The sequence below is a fragment of the Pseudomonas persica genome, from assembly GCF_900291015.1.
Classification (GTDB): Bacteria; Pseudomonadota; Gammaproteobacteria; order Pseudomonadales; family Pseudomonadaceae; genus Aquipseudomonas.
The window spans coordinates 1-240 of record NZ_OLKL01000341.1; the positions used below are offsets into that span (position 1 = coordinate 1).

Below are 240 nucleotides of genomic sequence, written 5' to 3' on the forward strand. Positions count from 1 at the left end.
GTGAGCATCTTGGCGGCAAAGCGCGCAGCGTTGGCCAGCTTGCTGTCGGGGCCGAGCTCGGCCAGGAACACCGCTGCCAAAATACCGACCGGAACGGCGATGGCGGCGGCAATGCCGACCATCACGAAGGTACCGGCCATGGCGTTGCCGAAGCCGCCGCCCATTTCGAAACCGGTAGGTGGCAGTTCGGTGAACACTTCCAGGTTGAGCCGTGCGCCACCGCGGGTGATCAGCATGTAC

The 240-nt window shown here is 64.6% G+C and carries 1 pseudogene; it reads right to left on the reverse strand.

The window, feature by feature from the left end:
* A pseudogene (locus FQ664_RS26805) lies at positions 1-240 on the reverse strand (phosphate ABC transporter permease PstA); the annotation flags it as partial.